At 71.2% G+C, this 17,225-nt stretch carries 18 protein-coding genes; 8 read left to right on the forward strand and 10 right to left on the reverse strand.

What is annotated here, in order from left to right; all coding sequences use genetic code 11:
- Positions 1-97: 97 nt before the first annotated feature.
- The gene (locus tag ACFYZL_RS06385; protein WP_388676570.1) at positions 98-604 is read right to left on the reverse strand and encodes a DinB family protein; all 507 of its coding nucleotides are present in this window, start codon (positions 602-604) and stop codon (positions 98-100) included.
- A 145-nt stretch (positions 605-749) separates the two neighbouring features.
- On the opposite strand from ACFYZL_RS06385, the gene ACFYZL_RS06390 reads away from it, so the two are divergent.
- Together ACFYZL_RS06390 and ACFYZL_RS06395 are read left to right on the forward strand one after the other, a co-directional pair.
- Positions 750-1,028: a hypothetical protein gene (locus ACFYZL_RS06390; RefSeq protein ID WP_384749934.1), complete on the forward strand. Its 279-nt coding sequence runs from the start codon at positions 750-752 to the stop codon at positions 1,026-1,028.
- 232 nt (positions 1,029-1,260) lie between these two features.
- Positions 1,261-1,863, forward strand: a complete 603-nt coding sequence (locus ACFYZL_RS06395; RefSeq protein WP_388676573.1) for a barstar family protein — start codon at positions 1,261-1,263, stop codon at positions 1,861-1,863.
- 199 nt (positions 1,864-2,062) lie between these two features.
- Here the strand turns inward: ACFYZL_RS06395 and ACFYZL_RS06400 are convergent, their stop codons facing one another.
- The 4 genes from ACFYZL_RS06400 to ACFYZL_RS06415 all read right to left on the reverse strand — a co-directional run bounded on the left by ACFYZL_RS06400 (position 2,063) and on the right by ACFYZL_RS06415 (position 5,682).
- Positions 2,063-2,551, reverse strand: a complete 489-nt coding sequence (locus ACFYZL_RS06400) for a carboxymuconolactone decarboxylase family protein (RefSeq protein ID WP_388676576.1) — start codon at positions 2,549-2,551, stop codon at positions 2,063-2,065.
- A 268-nt stretch (positions 2,552-2,819) separates the two neighbouring features.
- Positions 2,820-4,049: an MFS transporter gene (locus ACFYZL_RS06405; RefSeq protein ID WP_388676579.1), complete on the reverse strand. Its 1,230-nt coding sequence runs from the start codon at positions 4,047-4,049 to the stop codon at positions 2,820-2,822.
- Between the two features lies 1 nt (position 4,050).
- Complete coding sequence (locus ACFYZL_RS06410) at positions 4,051-5,415, reverse strand: NAD(P)-binding domain-containing protein (protein ID WP_388676582.1); 1,365 nt, start codon at positions 5,413-5,415, stop codon at positions 4,051-4,053.
- A gap of 60 nt (positions 5,416-5,475) precedes the next feature.
- Complete coding sequence (locus ACFYZL_RS06415; RefSeq protein ID WP_388676584.1) at positions 5,476-5,682, reverse strand: hypothetical protein; 207 nt, start codon at positions 5,680-5,682, stop codon at positions 5,476-5,478.
- Between the two features lie 218 nt (positions 5,683-5,900).
- On the opposite strand from ACFYZL_RS06415, the gene ACFYZL_RS06420 reads away from it, so the two are divergent.
- From ACFYZL_RS06420 to ACFYZL_RS06430, 3 genes are all read left to right on the forward strand, one after another.
- Positions 5,901-6,269 carry an ArsR/SmtB family transcription factor gene (locus ACFYZL_RS06420; protein WP_388676587.1) on the forward strand — a complete coding sequence of 123 codons (369 nt, stop codon included), beginning with the start codon at positions 5,901-5,903 and terminating at the stop codon, positions 6,267-6,269.
- The gene (locus ACFYZL_RS06425) at positions 6,266-6,760 is read left to right on the forward strand and encodes a GNAT family N-acetyltransferase (protein WP_384745804.1); all 495 of its coding nucleotides are present in this window, start codon (positions 6,266-6,268) and stop codon (positions 6,758-6,760) included. The genes ACFYZL_RS06420 and ACFYZL_RS06425 overlap by 4 nt, the downstream gene beginning before the upstream one ends.
- Positions 6,761-6,941: 181 nt before the next feature.
- On the forward strand, positions 6,942-7,757 hold the full coding sequence (locus ACFYZL_RS06430) for a sulfite exporter TauE/SafE family protein (RefSeq protein ID WP_384745802.1): 816 nt from the start codon (positions 6,942-6,944) through the stop codon (positions 7,755-7,757).
- 40 nt (positions 7,758-7,797) lie between these two features.
- Here the strand turns inward: ACFYZL_RS06430 and ACFYZL_RS06435 are convergent, their stop codons facing one another.
- The 3 genes from ACFYZL_RS06435 to ACFYZL_RS06445 are packed head-to-tail and all read right to left on the reverse strand — an operon-like array spanning position 7,798 to position 9,989.
- Entirely contained in the window at positions 7,798-8,856 is a 1,059-nt protein-coding gene (locus ACFYZL_RS06435; RefSeq protein ID WP_388676591.1) for an ArsO family NAD(P)H-dependent flavin-containing monooxygenase, read from the reverse strand.
- Positions 8,853-9,635, reverse strand: a complete 783-nt coding sequence (locus ACFYZL_RS06440; protein WP_384745798.1) for an aquaporin — start codon at positions 9,633-9,635, stop codon at positions 8,853-8,855. Before ACFYZL_RS06440 ends, ACFYZL_RS06435 begins: the two co-directional genes overlap by 4 nt.
- 39 nt (positions 9,636-9,674) lie before the next feature.
- Entirely contained in the window at positions 9,675-9,989 is a 315-nt protein-coding gene (locus tag ACFYZL_RS06445) for an ArsR/SmtB family transcription factor (RefSeq protein WP_384745796.1), read from the reverse strand.
- Positions 9,990-10,095: 106 nt separating this feature from the next.
- On the opposite strand from ACFYZL_RS06445, the gene ACFYZL_RS06450 reads away from it, so the two are divergent.
- A complete protein-coding gene (locus tag ACFYZL_RS06450; RefSeq protein ID WP_384745794.1) occupies positions 10,096-10,515 on the forward strand; it encodes an arsenate reductase ArsC in 420 nt (139 codons plus the stop codon).
- A gap of 91 nt (positions 10,516-10,606) precedes the next feature.
- Here ACFYZL_RS06450 and ACFYZL_RS06455 read toward each other — a convergent pair whose 3' ends face one another.
- The gene (locus ACFYZL_RS06455) at positions 10,607-11,167 is read right to left on the reverse strand and encodes a DUF4396 domain-containing protein (protein ID WP_384745793.1); all 561 of its coding nucleotides are present in this window, start codon (positions 11,165-11,167) and stop codon (positions 10,607-10,609) included.
- A gap of 364 nt (positions 11,168-11,531) precedes the next feature.
- On the opposite strand from ACFYZL_RS06455, the gene ACFYZL_RS06460 reads away from it, so the two are divergent.
- The gene (locus tag ACFYZL_RS06460) at positions 11,532-12,263 is read left to right on the forward strand and encodes a DUF4839 domain-containing protein (RefSeq protein ID WP_388676596.1); all 732 of its coding nucleotides are present in this window, start codon (positions 11,532-11,534) and stop codon (positions 12,261-12,263) included.
- 131 nt (positions 12,264-12,394) lie between these two features.
- On the opposite strand, the gene ACFYZL_RS06465 is transcribed toward ACFYZL_RS06460, so the two are convergent.
- Positions 12,395-15,955, reverse strand: a complete 3,561-nt coding sequence (locus ACFYZL_RS06465; protein ID WP_388676599.1) for a S8 family serine peptidase — start codon at positions 15,953-15,955, stop codon at positions 12,395-12,397.
- A 395-nt stretch (positions 15,956-16,350) separates the two neighbouring features.
- On the opposite strand from ACFYZL_RS06465, the gene ACFYZL_RS06470 reads away from it, so the two are divergent.
- Positions 16,351-16,743 carry a hypothetical protein gene (locus ACFYZL_RS06470; RefSeq protein WP_388676602.1) on the forward strand — a complete coding sequence of 131 codons (393 nt, stop codon included), beginning with the start codon at positions 16,351-16,353 and terminating at the stop codon, positions 16,741-16,743.
- Positions 16,744-17,225: the final 482 nt, after the last annotated feature.

Consider the following 17,225-nt stretch of genomic DNA (forward strand, 5'->3'; position numbering starts at 1 on the left):
GGGCCGGCCGCCGGGGATCATCAACCCGGTCACCGTCGCCTCGATCCGGCTCCGGCTCCGGCTCCGGCTCCGGCTCCGCCCGCGATCTCCGCCGGATCTAGCCGCCGGTCGTGCCGTCCAGCATCTCGCGCAGGATGTCCAGGTGGCCGTTGTGGCGAGCCGTCTCCTCCGTGAGGTGGAGGAGGATCCAGCGCAGGTCGACGTGGAGGCCGTTGCGGATGGTTCCCTGGGCCTTCTTGTCCAGGTCGTTCCCGGCGACCAATTCGCGGTAGCGGGCGCTCTGTTCGGCGTATTCGTCGAGCAACTGCGTGAGCGGGAACTCGACGGCGATCCGCATCTCGCGGTCCGGGTCCTCATCCGTCATGGGGGCCCGGTCTTCCTCGCCGAGGAAGATCACTTGGAACCAGTAGTACTCGACCCAGCGGAGATGGTTCACAACTCCGCTCATGGTCATCAGCGGTGAGCCCGGCAGGAGCGCCTTACGGGCATTCTCCGCGGAGACGCCATCGCACTTGGCGCGGGCGGTGTCCCGTGCGTAGTCGAGAAAGGTGGTGAGCTGGGTGCGCTCGTCCCACGCGGACGGTGTGTCGTCGATTCTTGTCATCGCGCGAAGCGTACCGCGACCGATGTCGCGGCATTTTCGATCGCCGCCCCGCTGCCCGGGCCCCGAAAATTACCGGGCTCGATGTCGGTGGCAGGTGACAGGATCCCCCGTGGTCGGCAACCCGGCCATGACGGGGGGGACCGATATGGACAGCGATCGCACCTACACGTGGCCGCGCGGGGCCACATCGTCGGACATGGTCCGGCTGGAGGCATGGCTCGCGGAGCGCGGTTGGGAGGTCGACCCGACGGTCTACATGGCCGGCGCGGGCGGCGCGGCCGTCCAGGTACGGCGCACGGATGCGGCCTGGCAGGACGGGGAGGCGGGGCTGCTCGTCCTGCCCGCGGAGACCGTGGTGTGGGACGGAACCCGACTGCGGATCGCGTCCCCGGCGGCTTTTCGGACCCGCTGCACGACCTCGTAGGCTCGTCTTGGACCTGGTGGTACGGCGACGCGCGGCCGCGCTGCTGGAGCGGGCACGAGTCGAACGGACCTTCTCATCGAGCACGATGCCCACTCCGACCTCAACGGCGAAGCCGCCGATGCACGGTGCGGACAGCGACGCCGGGATTGCCCTTGCCGACTTCGCTGTAGCCGGTCAGGTGGTGGACGTAATCCCGGATGCGCGCCCGGAGGGCGGGGTGCGAGCATGCCGCATGAGCAGCTTCCTTCCCACTCTCACCGAACGCCGATCGCCCTGGGTCACCTTTACCTCCTCCGCCGACCCCTGGGTGGCCGCGGACACGGCCGAGTTGCGGGCCCGGGGTGGGATCGTCTTGCGCCTGGACGGCGAGGAGCTGCACGAGAAGGGCTGTCTGTACCGGGCGTTCGCCCGTGAACTGGGGTTCCCCGGCTACTTCGGACACAACTGGGACGCCATGGTTGATTGCCTCGGCGACTGGCACGGGCCCGGGCACGGCAAGCAAGACGTCGCGGTACTGATCGACGGCGCAGACCCGCTGCTGGGCTCGGAGTTCCTGGGTGATCTCGTGTGGACTCTGTGCACGGGTGCCTGGCGGGCCAACTTCATGGTCGACGCCGACGGTGAGCCCCACTCGTACGGCTCGCCCTTCGCCCTCCACTTCGTCTTCCTGCTCGACCACGTCGCACCCGCTGATTTCGCCGAGGCCGCCGTCAACGACGAGGACGTGGCCGCAGCCGTGGTGGACGGCCGGCTGGTCCTCACCCTGACCGCCGAGGACACGTGGGGCGGCGACCCCGTCTGGCCGCCCGTTGGATTCGACTCCCGGACGCCCTGAGCGGATGCGGCGAAGTGCGCCGCCTTCCCGCGCCTTTGGCACGGGGCGCGAGATCGGACAAGAAGGCCCGCCCGCCTTGCCGGTGAGCGGGCCAAAGAAGCGAGGCACCGACGTCACCGGCGCCCGGACCGGGCCGGTGGGCCGGGGCGGCTCCGTCAGCCCACAGGCGTCCCGCCCCCGCGGCGTCCGGAGCCCGGGCTCAGTCCCACTGCTCGTCGGCCAGCGAGGCGACCGGCTGCGGCTTGCCGATGACCGCGAGGGCGATGAAGAAGCTGATCTGGCCGATCGCGATGGTGAGGGTGGCCAACGCCTTCGCGTCGTAGTGCTTGGCCACCTCGGCGTACAGCTCGTCCGAGACCCGCTCCCTGCCGTGCGGGGCGGGCTGGAGGGTGGCCTCGACCAGCGCGAGCGCGGCCCGCTCGGCGTCGTCGAAGTACGGTGCGTCCTGCCAGGAGGAGACGGCGGTGATCCGCTCCTCGGACTCCCCCGCCTTGCGCAGGAAGGCCGTGTTCAGGACGGTCAGGTAGGTGTTGCCCACGATCTGCCCGGCGCGCAGGTGCACGAGGCTCATCGTGGCGCGCGGCACGGAGCGGTTGCCCGTGGCCCGGAAGAGGGCTGCGCTGATGTCGGCGAGCTCGGGGACGAATTCGCCGGGGTTGGGCATCCGCGAGATGTGGGTCTTCGTCATGGCTGCTGCTCTCCTTCTGGCCGCCGGTCTGGCGTCCACACAGCACTGACCCCTCGGATCGCGGGAGTGTGACAGGAAGCCGGGAGAATTCTTCCGGCGATCTTCGGGCGCTTTCGGTCCGTCGCCGTTGGCGGCCATGTGGTGCAGACGCAGCTTGGCCAGGCCGTCCAGCGCCCAGCGCGCGAGCCGGCCACCCTCCTGCCGCCCAGAGCCCTGGCGCGTACCAGCGGCCGGGCCCGCCCCATCAACCGGTCAGATGCGCGCTCGATCACCGAAGCGGGTTCAGCCGTCTCTGTGAGGAGGCCCCCAGGGCTGTCACGGCGGCAGCGCTCGAAAGGGCTGCGAGCAACACGAACAGCGCAGGATAGCCGCCCAGGGGTCCGGCCAGGACTACGCCGGCGAAGGGTGCGAGGGCGGCGGCCGCGTGGGCGGGTGCGCCGAGGAGGCCGGAGAGTCGGCCGTAGTGAGCGGTGCCCCAGCGATCGGTCACGGCTGTGCCCTGGAGGAGGGTGAGGTTTCCTCGGATCACCCCCGCAAGGACGGACACGGCAACGAGTAGGGCGTACGGGCCGGCCACGACGGCAAGCGCTGCGGTGGTGACGGCGCCCGATGCGATCAGGGTGACGGTGCGGGCGGTGACGCCCAGGCGGCGGGCGAGGGTCGCGTACAGGGTCCGTCCGAGGGTCTGGCCGGCGCCACCGAGGCCGAGGACCCACGCGGCCTCGGTGGTGGTGTAGCCGCGTTCGATCAGGAGGGGCACGAGGCCGATGACGACGGCGTACATGGCGAACGCGGACAGGGTGAAGGTGACGGCCAGCATCCGGAACGCGCGGCTGCGCACGACGTGTTCGTGACCGCCAGGGACGTGCGGCGGGCTCGGCGGGGCCGGTGGCCATGGGGCTTTGAGGGCGATTGCGTGGGCCGGGACGGTCAGCACCGCGAGGATGCCGGCAAGGACGGCGTAGGTGGCGCGCCAGGACATGTGGTCGGCGAGCATCGCAGTCAGGGGTGCGAAGACGGTGGAGGCGAGTCCGCCGGCGAGGGTGACGATGGTGAGCGCGCGGATGTGGTCAGGGGCCCACCAGCGGGTGAGGGCGGCGAAAGCGGGCTGGTAGAAGATGGCGGCCATCGCCGCTCCGGCGAGCAGCCATCCGGCGAAGAGGGCGGGCAGGTTGGGGGCTGCGGCGATCACCAGCAGGCTCAGCGAGGCCAGGACGGAGCCCGCGGTCATGACGGTGCGGGGGCCGCGGTGATCCAGGACGCGGCCCACGTGGATCCCCGCCACGGCGGAGACGACGAGGGCGGCGGAGAACGCTGCGGTGGTCGCGCCCGGGCTCCAGCCCGTGTCGGCGGTGATGGCCGGGTTGAGGACGGGGAAGGCGTAGTAGACGATGCCCCAGCTGGTGATCTGGGTGAGGCAGAGCGCGGGCAGGACGGCGCGTGGCCGCGACCGGACCCCCGTCCCGGTCGCGGCCACGCCGCTTTGGAGGTCACCCACCTCAGCAGCCGCCGGAGGAAGCGGGCGCGGCACCGATGGTGAGGGTGGCCGGGGCGCCGCAGCACCCGCCACCGGCCTTCTCGGCGGCTGCGGGCTCGTCGAAGAGGCCCGCGCCGCCGCAGACTCCGGTCTCGGGGAGGGCGAGTTCGACGCGCTCGGCCGCTTCGCGGTCCCCGGCGAGGTGGGCGGCGATGGAGCGGACCTGTTCGTAGCCGGTCATGGCGAGGAAGGTGGGGGCGCGACCGTAGGACTTCATGCCGACGAGGTAGACGTCCTTCTCCGGGTGGGAGAGCTCGCCCACGCCGTGCGGGTAGACCGTGCCGCAGGAGTGCTGGTTGGGGTCGATGAGCGGGGCCAGCTCGATCGGGGCCTGGAGGCGCTCGTCGAGCGCCAGGCGGAGTTCGTCCAGGAACGACAGGTCGGGGCGCAGGCCGGTGAGGACGACGACCTCGTCCACCGGGTCCAGGCGGCGGCCGTCCTCGCCGACGAGGATCACGCGGCCGTCTTCGGTGCGCTCGAAGGCGTCGGTGCGGAAGCCGGTGACCGCGTCGGCGTAGCCGCCGTCGACGGAGGCCTTCGCCGCGAGACCGAGGGCGCCGCGCGCGGGCAGCTGGTCGGCCTCGCCACCGCCGAAGGTGGAGCCGGAGATCCCACGGCGCAGGATCCACACCGCGTGCGTGCCCGGGCCGTCCTCGGACCTGGCGAGGTCGGCGAGGTAGGCGAGAGCGGTGAAGGCGGAGGCGCCGGAGCCGATGACTGCGGTGCGCTTGCCCGCGTACCGGGCGCGGGTGGCGGGTTCCTTCAGGTCAGGGACGCGGTACGTGATGCGGTCCGCGGTGGCCTTCTCGCCGAGGGCGGCGAGTCCGCTGCCGCCGGCGGGGCTGGGGGTGGACCAGGTCCCGGAGGCGTCGATGACCGCGCGGGCCCGCACTCGGTGCTCGCGGCCGTCGGTGTTCTCGTAGTGGACGACGAAGGGCTGGGCCTCGCGGTCGGCGTCGACGATGCGGTCGCGGCCGGTGCGGGAGACGCCGGTGACGCGGGCGTCGTAGCGGACCCGCGCACCCAGGACGTGGGCCAGGGGCTGGAGGTAGAGGTCGGCCCAGTCCCCGCCGGAGGGGTACGTGTCCTCATCGGGCTTGACCCAGCCGGTCGGAGCGAGGAGCTTCTCGGCGGCCGGGTCGACGACCTCGCCCCAGCGGGAGAACAGCCGCACGTGGGCCCACTCGCGGACGGCGGATCCGGCGGTGGTCCCGGCTTCCAGGACGAGGGGTTCAAGGCCCCGGTCGACGAGGTGGGCGGCGGCCGCGAGTCCGGCGGGGCCGGCTCCGATGACGACGACGGGCAGCTCGGTGGTGGTCTCGCTCATGGCAGGTCTCCAGGTCTTCCTACGGCGGACAGCGGACGGACGGGACGCAGCTTCGGGTGGTCAGCAGCAGTCGGCGCCGGTGGCGACGGCCTCGTGCTTGGACTTCGGGTCGCAGCAGGCGCCGGCGGCTTCTGCGCCTTCGCGGGTGCCACAGCACGGTGAGGACGCGGCGGGAGCCACCTCTGGGGTGGGCGTGGCCGGGGCGGGGCCGCAACAGGAGGCCACCGCCTCGGCGGAGTTCGGACTGGGGGCGACCGGCTCGTTCATGACGACTCCCTGGTGTTTCGACGTTTGTCTATGGCCTAGATCAGCATGGCACCTGTATCGACGGACGTCAACATAGACATGTATCTAATTCACGGGAAGAACTCCCTGCGCGGCGGGGGCCGGGACGCCGCGCGGGCGGTTCGCCGCTTGGCCGCCCACCCGACCCGCGCCCGAAACACCCCCTGCCGGCCTGGTTCGACATGTGTCAACATAGACGTATGTCGAATGCGAAGGTACTGCCGCTCCTGGAGCCCGAGGCCGTCGCGCCCTGCTGCCCCCCGTTGACCGAGCGCCCCATGTCCGCGGACGAGGCGGAGGTCGCCGCGAAGATGTTCAAGGCCCTCGGCGACCCCGTGCGCCTGCGTCTGTTCTCCGCCGTCGCCTCCCACGAGGGCGGAGAGGCGTGCGTGTGCGACATCTCCGACGTCGGCGTCTCCCAGCCCACCGTTTCCCACCACCTCAAGAAGCTGAAGGAGGCCGGGCTGCTGTCCTCGGAGCGCCGCGGTACGTGGGTCTACTACCGGGTCGAGCCGTCCGTGCTCGCCGCCATGGGCGCGCTGCTGTCCGGCGCCTCGAAGGCGGCGTGACGGACGTGCGGGTCGAGGAACTTCTCCCGGAGCATGCCGAGCAGGTACTGGGCATCTACCGGGCGGGGATCGACGAAGGCAACGCGACGTTCGAGACCCAGGCCCCGGACTGGGACTCGTTCGACAAGGCCAAGCTGCCCGGACACCGCTTCGTCGCCCTCGATGACGACGGCGGCCGGGTGCTGGGCTGGGTGGCAGCCAGTGCGGTCTCCGACCGGTGCGCGTACGCGGGCGTGGTCGAGCACTCCGTGTACGTCCACCCTGAGGCGCGGGGCCGCGGCGTCGCCCGAGCCCTCTTGGAAGCGCTGATCGCTTCCACGGAGGCCGCGGGGATCTGGACGATCCAGTCCGGGATCTTCCCCGAGAACACCGCCAGCCTCGCCCTGCACGCGCGGGCCGGGTTCAGGGTCGTCGGCACGCGCGAACGGATCGGCCGCCACCACGGAGTCTGGCGGGACGTGATCCTGCTGGAGCGCCGCAGCCCCGTCTGACCCACATCGACTTGAGCCGGCGCGGGTTCCCCAGGCAGAAGCGAGGGCGGCGGGGGCCGGGCAGGGCGGCCGCTGCTGTGGCTCGGAGGTCCCGACGAGTCCGGGTCGGCGGCCCGGTGGCATTGGCCGAAGTGGCGGCCTGGTCATAGCGGAAGGGCCGGTGACCAGCAAGGATGCCGTGATGCGTACCGAACCGAGCCTCGACGGTCTCCGCCCGACACACACACCACCCGCGGTGTTCGCCGCGGGTGCCGCGATCGGATTGCTGGGCGGGATGATCGGATTGGGCGGTGCGGAGTTCCGCCTGCCTCTGCTGATCGGCCTCTTCGGGTTCGCCGCGCTCTCGGCGGTCATCCTCAACAAGGCGATGAGCCTGGTCGTCGTCCTGATCGCGCTCCCCGCCCGGCTGGCCGCGGTCCCGGCCGCCGAAGTGGCCGCCCGGTGGCCCGTCGCGGCCAACCTCTTGACCGGCAGCCTGCTCGGTGCGTGGGCCGGAGCTTCCTGGGCCGTCCGGATGCGCTCCGCCACCCTCTACAGGGTTCTCTCCGCGCTCATGGTGCTCATGGCGGCGGCCCTGGTCCTCACACACACCACCACGCTGGGCACCCTCGCTCTGCCGCTGTGGGCACGGATTCCCGCGGGTATCTCGGCCGGATTCGGCATCGGCGTGGTCGCGGCGATCATGGGCGTGGCGGGTGGGGAGTTGCTGATCCCTACGATCGTGCTGCTCTTCGACGAGGACATCAAGACCGCCGGAAGCCTGTCGCTGCTGGTGTCACTGCCGACCATGCTCGTCGCCTTTGCCCGCTACAGCCGCGACGGCAGCTTCGCCGTCCTGGGCGCCAACCTCCGCTTCACCACGATCATGGCCGCGGGCTCCATCGCCGGTGCGGTCGTGGGCGGACTGCTGCTCGGGGTCTTCCCGAACGTGGTCCTGATCCCCGCTCTGGCGGTGATCCTGCTCGTCTCCGCGTACAAACTGGCCCGCCACAACTGACGTCACCGGGCCTTGAGTCCTCAAGTCCACCGAAGCGCGGTCAGGCCAGCAGCTCACGGATCTGCCGGGCGGCGTCGCGGGCGGGGCGACCGACGCCGATGAGGGTTGCGGAGGCCGGGCCGGTCCAGTCGCCGTAGCCGAGGAGGTGCAGGCGCGGTTCGTCCACGGCCCGAGTGCCGGTGGTGGCGATGTGTCCGCGGGCGCCGCGCAGGCGCAGTGCCGAGAAGGGGGCGAGTGCGGGTCGGAAGCCGGTGCACCAGATGATCGCGTCGACATCTGCGGCAGTGCCGTCGGTCCACTCAACGCCGGTGGTGGTGAGCCGGCTGAACATCGGCGTCGCGGTCATGAGTCCGGCGTCGCGGGCGGCGCGTACCGGCGGGACGGCGACGATGTCGCCGAGGGAGGCGACGCCGCCGGTGTCGGTGCGGCCTTCGTCCAGGGCGCGGCGGCGGGCGGTGGCGTGGTCGAAGAGGGCTCGGCCGTCGATGTCGTCGGCGAGGTAGCGGGGCGGACGCCGGGTGACCCAGATCAGGTCAATGCCGGCATCGGCGAGGTCGGCCGCGATCTGCGCACCGGAGTTCCCGCCTCCCACCACCACTACCCGCTGTCCGGCGAACTCGGCAGGGCTCTGATACTGGACGGTGTGCAGCCGGCGGCCGGTGTACTCGCGACGGCCGGGGACAGCCGGGAGGAAGGGGCGGGTCCAGGTGCCGGTGGCGCCGACGACCGCGCGGGCCTGCCAGTCGCCGCTGTCCGTGGCGACGCGCAGGAACGCGCCGTCCCGGTGGACCGCTTCCACCCACACCCCGCGATGCACGGGCAGTTCGTACCGCTTCTCGTAGTCGGCGAGGTAGTCGACGACGTGCTGCGCGTCGGGGTGGGTCCGGCCGGGCTGGACCGGCATGAGCCGCCCGGGCAGAGACGAGTACTCCGCCGGGGAGAACAGGCGCAGGGAGTCCCAGGCGTGCTGCCACGCTCCGCCGGGCGCCGTCCGGGCGTCGAGGATGACGTACTCGATGCCCAAACGGCGCAGGTGGTAGCCGGCGGCGAGCCCGGACTGGCCGCCGCCGATCACCACCACGTCGGTACGCCGCGTCATGCCGAAGGCGTCCCGGAGCCGGTCTTGCCCCGCATGAAGATGAGCGCCACCAACGCCAGACCCACCACGGCACCGATCAGTTGCACGGCGATGAAGCCGGGGACCGACGCCGGGGCGATGCCCGCGAACGTGTCCGTGAAGGCGCGGCCGATCGTGACCGCCGGGTTGGCGAACGAGGTGGAGGAGGTGAACCAATACGCCGCACCGATGTACGAGGCGACCGCGACGGGGGCGAAGCGCAGCCTGTCCGTACGCGCGAGGCCGAAGATCAGCAGGATCAGGCCCGCGGTGGCGACGACCTCGCCGAGGAGGAGGTTGCCGGCGGAGCGGTCGTGCTGCGACCACTTCACCAGCGGCTCACCGAACATCGCGTCCGCGAGGATCGCACCCGCGATCGCACCGGCGATCTGCGAGGGCACGTAAACGGCGAGCTCGCGGGCGTTGACGCCGGCGCCGCCGCGGCGGGCGGTCCACCACTCGGCGAGCGTGACGGCGGGGTTGAAGTGGGCGCCGGAGACCGGGCCGAGGAGGGCGATCAGGACGCCGAGGCCGAAGACGGTGGCGGTGGAGTTGGCCAGCAGCTGGAGGGCGACGTCGTCGGTGAGCTCGGTGGCCTGGATGCCGGAGCCGACCACGATCGCGACCAGGGCGGCGGTGCCGACCAGCTCGGCGGCCGCGCGGGCGATCAGCGGGGTACGGGGCGGAGTCGCGCCGGGCGCGGGCTGCGGCGCCGCGTCGGCGGCCGTGGCGCCGCTCGCGAGGGGCTCGGTGGCGGTCAAGGCAGGTTCTCCTCGGGCAGGTGAGGCAAAGCGCGAAGGCTACGGGCAGGACCGCTTGAGGTTCGCTTCGGCGGTGGCTCGCGCGGTCCGGGCGAGGTCGGTGAACTGACCGGCGAGGGCTTCGATGACTTCCGGGCGCAGGCGGTAGTAGACGTACCTCCCGCACGGCTCCGTATCCACGACCCCCGCCTCGCGCAGCACCTTCATGTGGTTGGAGAGGTTCGTCTGCTTCGCACCCGTCTCTTCCACGAGGTGGGTGGTGCAGAGGGTCTCGCGGGCGAGGAGGGTCACGATCCGGAGCCTGAGCGGGTCGGCCAGCACCCGGATCAGATCAGTGTCGACTGACGTCATCATCCGCTGATACTGTCACATCATCGAGGACTGATACCAGTCCTCGATAATCCGTTCCGCCGGTTGACGGTGACGACGTAGCCGTACCTGCCACCACAAGGAAGAGCCGATGCCCGCGAACCCGCTCGCGTCCGTCTTGTTCGTCTGCATCCACAACGCGGGCCGCTCCCAGATGGCGGCGGGGTTCCTGCGCCACCTCGCGGGCGACCGCGTCGAGGTCCGCTCCGCCGGCTCCATGCCCGGCGACCGGATCAACCCCTCCGCGGTGGCCGCCATGGCCGAGCTGGGCATCGACATCTCCGACCAGAAGCCGAAGGTCCTCACCCCCGAGGCCGCCCAGGCCTCCGACTACATCATCACCATGGGCTGCGGCGACGCCTGCCCGTACTTCCCCGGCAAGACCTACCTCGACTGGCAGCTCGAAGACCCCGCCGGCCAGGGCGTCGAAGCCGTCCGCCCCATCCGCGACGAGATCAAGGGCCTCATCGAGGGCCTGATCGGCGAGATCGACGCCGAGCGACGGACCTGAGGCACACGACCGGCGTGGCGTGCAAGCGTCCGGGCATCCAAGGGAGAGATGCCCCCGGACGGCGGGCGGTGGACGCGGTGTCGGCGGCGGGTCAGTGGTAGGCGTGGGCCACCGCGTGGCCCTTGCCGCGGCCGATCATCCACTTGTTGACCGGTGTGGTGATCAGGAAGGCGATCGCGAATCCGCCGAGCAGCGCACCCCAGAACAGTCCGTCGGACAGCTTGGCGTCCATGGCCCCCGGCACGAGGGCGATGATGCCGTTGTCGACGAGCTCCATCACCGCGATCGAGACGGTGTCGGCAGCCAGGGCGACCTTGACCGCGCCCCTGAGGTCCAGGCCGGCGCGGCGAACGGCGAAGAAGGTGAAGGAGTAGCCGAAGACGAAGGCCAGCGCGATCGCCAGGACCATCGTCGCGACGTTGCCCCAGACCAGGGCCGTGCCGATCGCCATGCCGAGGATCTCGCCGATGGCACAGCCGGTCAGGCAGTGCAGCGTTGCCTTCGCCGCCGTCCCCCACGAGGCTCCCTGATGACGGGCGTGCCCGTGGTTCCCATGGACACCCTCGTCGCGGGCGTGACCGGAGCTGCGGCCGTCGGGGGCGGCGTGTGCGGCGGTGCGCTCGTGTGGGGCGTGGTGTGCGCTGTCGTCCATGGCCCTTCATCCCCAATCCCGCTTCCAGTGTGCGGGCCCTTCGTTCTGGCCGCACGCAGACAGCGCGGCGCTGAGACACCGGGGACCGGCGACGCCGGGGCCGCGGGCGCAGCAACGGTCTCGTGTCCGCGGCCCGCCGGTTGCCGGACCGGGTGGGGATGCTGGGCGGATTGAACGGCACCGCCTGCGGCCAGTGACGAACGGTGACGAGGAGCAGTGCGGCTTCGAGCTCGGTTCAGGACATGTACGAGGCGTTTCGCGCTCGGCGCCGAGGATGACGTCGATGAGGCCGATTCCCTCGCGAAGTCCCCTATGCTCGCGAGGGTTTTGGTATGAACAGTTCGTTCAGGGGGCGCGGAGCCGCATGGCAGACGAGATCAAGTACGAGTACAAGACCGTGCAGACGGTTCGCGGCACCGACGGCTTGGTGATCTCGAAGATGCAGAAGGAGGGATGGGAACTCGTAGAACAGACCCAGGGCATGCTGCGCTCCACCCTCGCCTTCCGCCGGCCGAAGAAGCCCCTGCCGCGGCTCTTGATCGGCACTGCGGTCGGCGGCCTCGTGATCCTGGCTGTCGTCATAGGCGTAGGCGCGGCACTTGAGGACGGAGGCGGGAAGAAGGACGAGTCGAGCAAGCCGACGGTGGCCACTGCGAGCGCAGAGCCTTCCGCCACGTCGACCCCGACCGCTGCCGGGTCGGCTGCCATCGAGGTGATCACGCCCCAGAACAACCCGGAATTCGCGGCGCTGCTGAAGATGCCGGACTCCTGCGGCAGTGCGAACGCGGACTTCGCGACCAAGTACAAGGGCAAGACGGTCGCCTTCGACGGTTCAATCGTGCACATGGCACCCCACGGTGACAACGACACCCGTTACGACTTCCTCCTGGGCCCGGGCGACCAGGGACCCAAGACGGGGATCGGCCCGTCCTTCAAGTACGCGGACGTCAACGTCCTCGACCTGAAACTGACCGGCCCGAACACCCCCGCCGTCGTCCGCGCGGGCGATAAATTCCGCTTCGTCGCCGAGGTGGGCGAATTCGAGGCGAAGCAGTGCGTCTTCTTCCTCGACCCGGTCTCGACGGAAAACCGGTAGTTGCCACCGGTATTCGAACGGCTTCTCGCCGCCACGGTCCATGGCGACACCGACGGCACCGGCATCGGCACCGGCGCCGGGCCGCGGCGGGCGGGGCGCTCTGGAGCGCCCCGCCGTTGCTCGTGGTGCGGTCAGCTCTGGTCGGGGCGGTCGGTCACCCGGACCGTGTTGAGCAGGGGCTTGCCGAATCCGCTGTGCGTGACGAAACGGATGTTGAGCACACCGTCCGTCACCTTGACCGTGTACGTACGGGTCAGGGCCGTGTACGTGCCCGCCTCCAGGGCGATGTCGAGGGAGGGCAGGATCTGTTGCCCCTCGGCCAGGACGTCGAACACCCGCTTGTTCGGCTTGGTGGAGGCGAGCTCGGCGAAGCCCAGTTCCACCGTGTAGGTCCCGTTCGGCACGTTGTCGAAGCGGTACTCGTACATGCCCTCGCGGGCGGTGCTCAGCAGCCGCTGGTCCTGTGTGCCGTTGATGGCGCGGCTGGTGGAGAGGGTGGAGCCGTTGCCCTGGTAGCCGTAGGAACCCGCGGTGTACTTGCGGTCCGGGGACCAGGCGTCGCCCAGCGCGTCCGTGCTCGCGGAGTTCGATCCCGCGTCCAGGGCGACCTGGTAGCGCGGGACGACCACCTTGACGGGGACGGTCAGGACCGGGGTCCGGCCGCTGGCCGAGGTGATCTTCAGGTCTGCGGTCAGGACCGACCCCGGGGCCAGTCCCGTCGTGTCGACGGTGAGGGTGACCGGGGCCTTGGCTCCCGTCGGCAGATCCCCCGCCCCGGGCGTGGCCGTCAGCCAGGCCGCTCCCTCGGTCACCGTGAAGGCCGTGGCGAGGCCCGGGTTGGTCAGGTCCAGGGTTCGGGTCCGCTGCTGGTTCGGCTGGAGGACCACCTCCACGGCGGGCTTGGACGGTGTCACCCGACCCGTTCGCAGCGACTGGGTCACGGACGTCACGTCGGCCGCCTTCACGTCCACGGTCGCCTGCCCGGACTCGTACTGCGGTGCCGAGATGGCGACGGGCCGCGAGCCGGAGGGGCTCTGGACCACGTAGCCGCCGTCCGCCGCCGTGGTGGCGGAAACGGCCGAGTCGCCGGTGCCGACCGTGACGGTGGCGCCGGCGACGCCGTCGCCGTCGTTGGCGTCGAGCACGCGTCCCGTCACCACGCCGCTCCGGGTGGTGCGGAAGGAGATGCCGAGGCCGTCGGTGATGACGGGGGTGTTGAAGGAGTATGTGAAGGCGTCGGTGCCGGTGGCGTTCTCCACGCCGACGGTGGCGGTGGAGCCGCCCTTGATGCCGGTGCCGCCCGTGCCCTTGTAGACGTAGGAGACGGTGCCGTCCTCACCGATCGAGGCCGAGAAGGAGAACTTGTCGGCCTGCGCCGACCAGTGGGACACCTCGCGCCACTCGATGACGTAGCTGCGGTGCGGCGCGGTGCCGGTGACGGCGGTGAAGACACCTGATCCGCTGCCTGCGGCGCCGACGACCAGGTCGTCCCAGAAGGGGTAGAGCGCGGCGTTGGGGGTGGCCGTGCTCGGCAGGTCTCCGTTGACGTCGGCGGTGTGGTTGCCGCCGAAGCTGACGGTGCCGTTGGTGCCGATCCAGGCCTGCGCGTACGTCTTGCCGTACAGCGGCAACGGGAACGGCAGGTCGACGCGTTCGGTGGTGTTGTCGCCGGTGAGCGCGAGTTGGCGGCTGCCCGGCGTGTACGGGCGGTCGTTGGCTGTGGCGCAGGCGTAGCCGTAACCGTCGGTGCGTTCGGGCAGGTTCACCGAGACGGTCGTGTCGCCCGCGACGGTGGCCCTGGCGGATCCGCCGGTGACGCAGCGGGACGGGTGGGTGGCCCGTACGTCGTAGGTGCCGTGGGGCAGGGTGACCTCGAAGCGGCCCTGGGCGTCGGCAATCGCGGTCACGGGGGTGTCGGCGATGGTGACGGAGGCGCCCGCCATGGGTCCGGAGGCGGCGGTGACCGTGCCGGTGAGCTTACCGGTCGGGGCCTGGACGAGGGTGAAGTCCCCGGTGGCGGTGGCGTTCTCGGTGACCGCGGCCGTGGCGGTCTGCGTTCCGTAGCCGAACTTGGCGGCGGTCAGGGTGTAGTCGCCCACCGAGAGCGTGGGGAACCGGTAGGTGCCGTCGGCGGCGGTGGTCGTCGTACGGTCGACGGGACCGTCGGCGGTGACCGTGACGCCCGCGACCGGCGCGCCGCCCGCGCTGACGGTGCCGGCGAGCGCGCCGATCGCCCCGCGCGGGGCGGCGTTCACGGCGGCGAGGGCATCGAGCCTGCCCTCGCCGAAGACGTTGTTGTCGGCGGTGCTGCCGCCGCACTGCGCGGCGTCGGTGTCCTGGGCCGTGCCGTCGAGGAGTGCTTCGGTCTGAGTGACGTCGCCTTCGAGGGCGGGCGCCGCGGACCAGAGCAGGGCGACGGTGGCCGCGGTGTGCGGCGAGGCCATGGACGTGCCGGAGAAGGCCTTGTAGCCACCGCCCGGGGTGGAGGAGCGTACGTTCACGCCCGGGGCGGCGATGTTCGGCTTGACCACGCCCCCGGGACCGGCGCCGCGCGAGGAGAACGACGCTATGGCGTTGTTGATGTCGAACGCACCGGAGCTGTACGAGCTCGCGTAGTCACCGGGTGAGCCGCTGGTGGAGCAACCCGGTCCGGAGTTGCCGTTGGAGAACGCCGGGAAGATGCCGGCGGCCCGCCACGTGTCGACGATCTCCTGGTACCAGGTGTCGCCGCCCGGACCTCCCCAGGAGTTGTTGACGACGTGCGGGGCGAGATCGGGCCGCGGGTTCTGACCGTTCGCGTCGGTCGGGGCGACGATCCACTGGCCGGAGGCGAGCAGGGACGCCTCGGAGCAGGAGTCGGACTCACAGCCCTTGGCGGCGATCCACTTGGCGCCGGGGGCGACGCCGATCTTGTTGGCACCGCCGTCGTCGCCGACCATCGTGCCCATCGTGTGGGTGCCGTGGTCGTTATTGTCGCACGGGGCGGCACCGGCACAGATCCTGGCGGGGTCGAACCAGTTGTAGGCGTGGGTGTAACTGCCGTCCGCGTTCTTCCCGCGGTACTGGCGGTTCACCGCGGGGTGGGTGTAGTCCACGCCGCTGTCGATGTTGGCGACGACGATGCCCTCGCCGCGCACCCCGGTCTGATCCCAGACCTGCGGGGCCTTGACGCGGTCGATGTTCCACTCGATCGCGTCGGCGACGGCCTGCTCCCGCCGGCCCTCGGCGGGCCTGGGTAAGTCGACCTTGTCGTCGGCGGCGACCCGGGACACCTCGGGGCGCTCCGCCAGAGCGCCGGCCAGCTTCTCACTGCCGACGACGCGGAGCGCGTTCACGATCCAGTACGAGGTGTACTCGGCCTGGGCGCCTTCGATGGCCTTGACCACCCCGGCCTGGCTGCGCGCTGCGTGCTCCTTCTTGGTCCGCAGTACGGTCTCGGCCTTGGCCGCGCGGGTCGACTGCCTGCTCGCGGCGGTGAGGTCGGCGGCGCTGTCGAGGTAGACCCAGAAGACGGCCTTGTCGGAGGCTTCGAGCTGGGCGCGGAGCTCGGGCTCGATCTTGCGTCCGGCCGCACCGGACGAAGAGCCGGGGTCCGGCGCGGCCGAGGCGGCACCCGAGCCGAGCGGAAGGAGCAGGAGAGAGGCGAGGGCGGCGAGCGCCGTGCGCAAGGAACCTCTGGTGCGTTTTACCACGTGTTGTCTCCTCGTGCGCCGTGTGAAGGTTGTGCGGGAAGAGAGTGCGTGATGCGCGCGGATGATGCTGATGGAACGTCATGCCCATTACAAGAGCACCTATTGAGCCGCGCCCCCGGAGGTGACCGGAGGTCGCCTCTCCGACGAGCAGGCGTCGACGCCCGCGGAGCGCCACCGAGCAGGTTTCGATCGCACCAGGTGGGTCGCGGGCCGGGGCGCCCGGGGCACCGGGCCGACCCCGCAAGTCTGGGCGGAACGGCACTTTTGCGGGTGGAACTTCATGTTCTGCGCGGGCCGCATCGGGTTGGCTCGGAGCATCACGGACGCGGGGCGGGCCTGTCCCCTCCGGCCTCCCGCGCCGTGAGTTCTTCAGCGCGTACCCGGACAGGAGTCCCATGCCCCACACCACCCCATCCGACACGGGCGACGGATCCCGGCGGCGGTGGCTCTCCCGCCCGTCGGCCCGCCTGATCGCGGCCTGCGTCGCACTCGGCGCGGTCCTGCTCGTCCCCGGCCCCGCGGGGGCCGCGGACGCGGCCGGGTCGGGCAATGGCGACGCGTACCGGAACATCGGCGAGCCGAACCGCGCCGCCGCCTGGATGGAGAACGCCTCGGTCGGGACCTGGCCGGCCGCCGTGTCCCTGCCCGGTACCCACGACATCCTGTCCATCCACGGCGGGCGGCTCGCGCAGACGCAGGAGGCCAACGTCGACGATGTCCTGGGAAAAGCACGCGTTTTCCTTGCGGGCCGTCCTGGCGAGACCCTCGTCATGCGGCTCCGCGCCTGATGCCCCGTCACGGGTGGGGACAGCACCCGATGCGCGGACGACCCGAGCACTGTGGACCACGCCAAGATCGAAGAGATCTTCGGCCGCTGCCTGAGCCCGTACCCCGGCCGCTTCTACGCGCCGTCGGTGACGAAGGACGAGCGGGCACCGTTCCCGCTGCGCTCGCAGGTCCGCTGCAGGCTCGTTCCGGGCAGTTTCGAGGGCATGGCGAACCCCTACGGAATCGAGACCTTCAACGGCCACCAGAGCATCGACGCGGCCGTAGGCGGCCCCGCCGATGAGCTGTTCGTGACGTACACGTCCGCCTCCGGGAGCCTGGATCGCAACCCGGCCCAGGACACCTGCCCGAAGTGGCACGCACGCCCGCGCACTGCGCCTGCGCACTGCGCCCCCGAACCGCGCCCGGGGCGGGTACCGGTCCCCCCGCCGGCCCCCGCCCCGGGCGCACCCGATCCCCGCGCACCCGATCCCCGCGCACGAGG

Origin of the sequence: Streptomyces sp. NPDC001717 (genome assembly GCF_042892775.1) — a bacterium.
Classification (GTDB): Bacteria; Actinomycetota; Actinomycetes; order Streptomycetales; family Streptomycetaceae; genus Streptomyces.

Coding starts and splice junctions, on each gene's coding strand:
- ACFYZL_RS06390 (WP_384749934.1), top strand. CDS start 750: ATGGACAGCGATCGCACCTACACGTGGCCGCGCGGGGCCACATCGTCG.
- ACFYZL_RS06420 (WP_388676587.1), top strand. CDS start 5,901: ATGTCGAATGCGAAGGTACTGCCGCTCCTGGAGCCCGAGGCCGTCGCG.
- ACFYZL_RS06450 (WP_384745794.1), top strand. CDS start 10,096: ATGCCCGCGAACCCGCTCGCGTCCGTCTTGTTCGTCTGCATCCACAAC.
- ACFYZL_RS06385 (WP_388676570.1), bottom strand. CDS start 604: ATGACAAGAATCGACGACACACCGTCCGCGTGGGACGAGCGCACCCAG.
- ACFYZL_RS06410 (WP_388676582.1), bottom strand. CDS start 5,415: ATGAGCGAGACCACCACCGAGCTGCCCGTCGTCGTCATCGGAGCCGGC.
- ACFYZL_RS06460 (WP_388676596.1), top strand. CDS start 11,532: ATGGCAGACGAGATCAAGTACGAGTACAAGACCGTGCAGACGGTTCGC.
- ACFYZL_RS06435 (WP_388676591.1), bottom strand. CDS start 8,856: ATGACGCGGCGTACCGACGTGGTGGTGATCGGCGGCGGCCAGTCCGGG.
- ACFYZL_RS06430 (WP_384745802.1), top strand. CDS start 6,942: ATGCGTACCGAACCGAGCCTCGACGGTCTCCGCCCGACACACACACCA.
- ACFYZL_RS06400 (WP_388676576.1), bottom strand. CDS start 2,551: ATGACGAAGACCCACATCTCGCGGATGCCCAACCCCGGCGAATTCGTC.
- ACFYZL_RS06395 (WP_388676573.1), top strand. CDS start 1,261: ATGAGCAGCTTCCTTCCCACTCTCACCGAACGCCGATCGCCCTGGGTC.
- ACFYZL_RS06470 (WP_388676602.1), top strand. CDS start 16,351: ATGCCCCACACCACCCCATCCGACACGGGCGACGGATCCCGGCGGCGG.
- ACFYZL_RS06445 (WP_384745796.1), bottom strand. CDS start 9,989: ATGATGACGTCAGTCGACACTGATCTGATCCGGGTGCTGGCCGACCCG.
- ACFYZL_RS06455 (WP_384745793.1), bottom strand. CDS start 11,167: ATGGACGACAGCGCACACCACGCCCCACACGAGCGCACCGCCGCACAC.
- ACFYZL_RS06415 (WP_388676584.1), bottom strand. CDS start 5,682: ATGAACGAGCCGGTCGCCCCCAGTCCGAACTCCGCCGAGGCGGTGGCC.